The 3,657-nt window shown below is 35.4% G+C and carries 3 protein-coding genes; all 3 read right to left on the bottom strand.

The window, feature by feature from the left end; all coding sequences use genetic code 11:
• Window positions 1-1,030: ABC transporter ATP-binding protein/permease (locus tag KI356_RS26985; RefSeq protein WP_274388410.1), on the bottom strand; the 1,030-nt coding region annotated here is incomplete at its 3' end.
• Entirely contained in the window at window positions 1,030-2,046 is a 1,017-nt protein-coding gene (gene cydB, locus KI356_RS26980) for a cytochrome d ubiquinol oxidase subunit II (protein WP_128281394.1), read from the bottom strand. The genes cydB and KI356_RS26985, both read right to left, overlap by 1 nt.
• Complete coding sequence (gene cydA, locus KI356_RS26975) at window positions 2,033-3,436, bottom strand: cytochrome ubiquinol oxidase subunit I (RefSeq protein WP_128281395.1); 1,404 nt, start codon at window positions 3,434-3,436, stop codon at window positions 2,033-2,035. Before cydA ends, cydB begins: the two co-directional genes overlap by 14 nt.
• Between the last annotated feature and the right edge of the window lie 221 nt (window positions 3,437-3,657).

The raw sequence follows: 3,657 nt of genomic DNA, 5'->3' as shown, positions 1-3,657 counted from the left end.
TATTTACTTTTACATCTTGTAATTTCAAACTACTAGAAGAATTCCATACTATATCTACATTTGAATCTTTCTTTTCTATTTCTTTTTGTTTCTGTAAAATTTCTTCTATTTGCTCCATTGCAAGTTGTCCGTCTAATGTAGCATGATAATTCGCTCCAACTTGTTTTATCGGCAGAAAATATTCCGGCGCTAAAATTAAAATCGTAAGAGCTGGCAATAGTATTATCGTTCCATCTATTAACCGTATCCCTAATCCGACTGCTACAAATGCAATTGATAAACTCGTAAAGAAATCTAATGCAAAAGAAGAAAGAAAAGCAACTCGCAAAGTACGCATCGTTGCTTTTCTATATCGTTTACTTACTTTTTCAATCTTTCCTTCGTGCTGTTTACTTTTCCCTAAATACTTTAATGTTTCTAATCCTTTTAACGTATCTACAAAATGATTAGAAAGTACACGATATGTCTCATATTGGCTATCCGCCATTTTCTGCGCTGCTAATCCTAGAAGGATCATAAATATGATCACAATTGGAATTGTTACAACTAAAATGATTCCCGACTCAATGTCTAGTGTAAAAACATATAGAACGATTATTACTGGTACGATACTACTTCTAATCATTTTAGGAATTGTCAATTCAATATATGTTTTAAATTTCTCAATACCTTCTATCGATAAAGTAACCAGATGACCAGTCCCATTCGTTTGGACAAATCTCGGCCCTAACGTAAAATATGCTTCTATTAACTGTTTACGTAATGCAAATCCTGTTTTTTCAGCGAAACGCTCAACCAATATTTGCGATGTTCGCACCAACATTTGGCGTGCTGCAAACGTGATCCCAAAATAAACAGTTTCATTTAGCACAGCTTGCACTGTTTCTCCATGAAATAAAAATGTGATTGCTCGTGCTAAAAACACTGTCTGTGCAATAATACTACACGCCTCTAAAATGCTAATAAGACTTAAAGTTACATATAAAACTCGGCTACCAGGATACGACGGAAGTCCTCTTTTTCTTTTCATTAGTACTCCAAATCTTTGTCTGACTTAACAGGTTGTCTAAATACATAGAAACTCCATATTTGACTACCGATAACAAATGGTAAAATAGCAAGAGAAAAATAGCTCATCAGTTTTAATGCATAAGGTCCTGATGCCGCATTATAAATTGTCAAATCATTTACCGCTCCTAATGAGCTAATCATGACACGCGGGAACATACCGATGAACACACTTGCACTTAGCAAAATGATTGTTAAGCTCGTCATAAAGAAGGCCCAACCATCTCTTCTTCTTTTATTTAATAAAGTAGAAACAAATAGTGCTACAAAAGCTCCAATCGGAACCATTAGCCACTCTGAACCATGTGCAGTGAAAATATCTGTTTTCCATAACCCTACAGCTGCAAAAACAAGAAGTGTTATTAATGCAAAAGGTGCAATCTTTGTTGCGGCAATACGTGCGCGTTCTCGTAATTTTCCTGTTGTACGTATAGTAAGAAATTGCAAACCATGAACAATACATAGAAGAAGAAACATAACTCCTCCAAGTAATGCAAATGGGTGAAGTAATTTCATAAATCCGCCTACCATATTTTTACTTTCATCAATTGGTACACCTGTCATAAAGTTTGCAATTGCAACTCCCCAAAGTATAGGAGGTAGCATGCTTCCAGTAAACATGCCCCAATCCCAGAAACTTTTCCACTTATGGTTTTCTATTTTCGCACGGAATTTAAAGGAAACACCTCTTATAATTAATGCAAGAAGCATAAACACAAACGGAATATAGAACCCACTAAATAAAGTTGCATACCAATGCGGAAATGCCGCAAACATAGCGCCACCAGCACAAACAAGCCATACTTCATTAGCGTGCCAAAACGGTCCAATTGTATTTAAATATATACGCTTTTCCAAATCATTCTTTCCTAAAAACCTTGAAACGATTCCTACACCAAAATCGAAACCTTCAAGTACAAAGAATCCAACGAATAAGGTTGAGATAACTAGAAACCACAATTCATTAAGAGATAACATACTCTTCCTCCTTATCAAATGGATCATGGCTTTGATAATCCTTTTTCGCTTTCTTATTCGCATGACCTTTAATGATACGAACGAATAAGTAAATAGAAATTCCTCCGATAATTAAATATAGTGATGTGAATGAAATAAGAGAGAATAATACTTCTCCAAATGTAACGTTTGGAGATACAGCATCTTCTGTTTTCATAACACCGAAGACAACCCACGGCTGACGTCCCATTTCGGTCATAACCCATCCTACTGTATTACCGATAAACGGTAGTGCAATTGCATATACCATTATTTTTAAATACCAAGGTTTTTCAGTTAAGCGATCTTTTCTTGATAAGAACCATCCGTATGCTCCTAGAAGAAGCATGAATGTTCCACTCATTACCATCGCTCTAAAACTCCAAAACATTGTGTGTACTGGAGGAATATAATCTCCAGGTCCATATTTTTCTTCATATTGTTTTTGAATTTGATTCATCCCTTCTACTTGACCGCTAAATTTATCGTATGACAATAGACTTAGCATATAAGGGATTTGAATTTCAAACGAATTTTCTTTCTTCTCTGTATCAATTTTCGCAAATGCTGTAAATGGCGCTGGATCCTCACTCGTATTCCATAACGCTTCAGCTGCAGCCATTTTCATCGGATGTGTCTTAATTAAATTTTGCGCTTGTGCATGACCGAAAAATAATACCAATGCTGTTGAAATTGTTCCAACAACGATAGAAACTCGGAAAGACTTCTTAAACACTTCCGTCTCTTGTTGTTTTGCAATTTTCCATGCACTGACACCAGCAATAAAGAATGCGCCTGTTGCAAGTGCCGCTGTAATTGTATGCGGGAATTGCACCCATAATTGTGGATTTTGAATAATCGCCAAGAAATCATTCATTTGTGCACGGCCATCTGCTGCCATTTCATATCCTACTGGAGCTTGCATAAATGCATTTGCAGTTAAAATCCAAAATGCTGATAACATTGTTCCAATTGAGAGGAGCCAAATACATAAAAGGTGAACTCGCTTCGGAAGTTTATCCTCACCGAATACCCATAAACCTAGGAATGTAGACTCAATGAAAAATGCTAATAAACCTTCAATTGCCAGTGACGGTCCGAAAACATCACCAACAAAACGTGAATATGTTGACCAGTTCATACCAAACTGAAATTCTTGTAAAATACCTGTCACAACACCTACTGCAAAGTTAACAAGGAATATTTGTGTCCAAAACTTTGTCATCTTCTTATAAACTTCTTGTCCCTTTACCACATACAACGTTTGCATTAACGCAATGATAAAAGCTAAACCAATAGACAGCGGAACGAAAAAGTAATGAAAAATCGTTGTAGATGCAAATTGTATTCGTGCCAATTCGAGCGTATCCATGCTTAAATCACTTCCTTCATAATTTTTTATATCGTAATATCGATTGAATTGTATGAATTCACTTCATAACGAACAATTCAATCATTTGGAAATACAAAAAGATAAATTCGTTTATGTACATTCTGAAAATACAGATTGTCAGTTTTTTAGATAATTACAAAAGAACTTTCTTCATGCGATTTACCTTTTCACTATTTCAGTAGTGTTTTATTCGTTAATCG

Origin of the sequence: Bacillus hominis (assembly GCF_018332515.1) — a bacterium.
Lineage (GTDB): Bacteria > Bacillota > Bacilli > Bacillales > Bacillaceae_G > Bacillus_A > Bacillus_A hominis.
The sequence above is the reverse complement of the archived record's forward strand: the minus strand, read 5'-3'. Positions and strand labels throughout refer to the sequence as shown.

What these genes read in the sequence shown, in the direction of transcription:
- cydA (WP_128281395.1), bottom strand. Translation starts at nt 3,436, where the DNA reads ATGGATACGCTCGAATTGGCACGAATACAATTTGCATCTACAACGATT.
- cydB (WP_128281394.1), bottom strand. Translation starts at nt 2,046, where the DNA reads ATGTTATCTCTTAATGAATTGTGGTTTCTAGTTATCTCAACCTTATTC.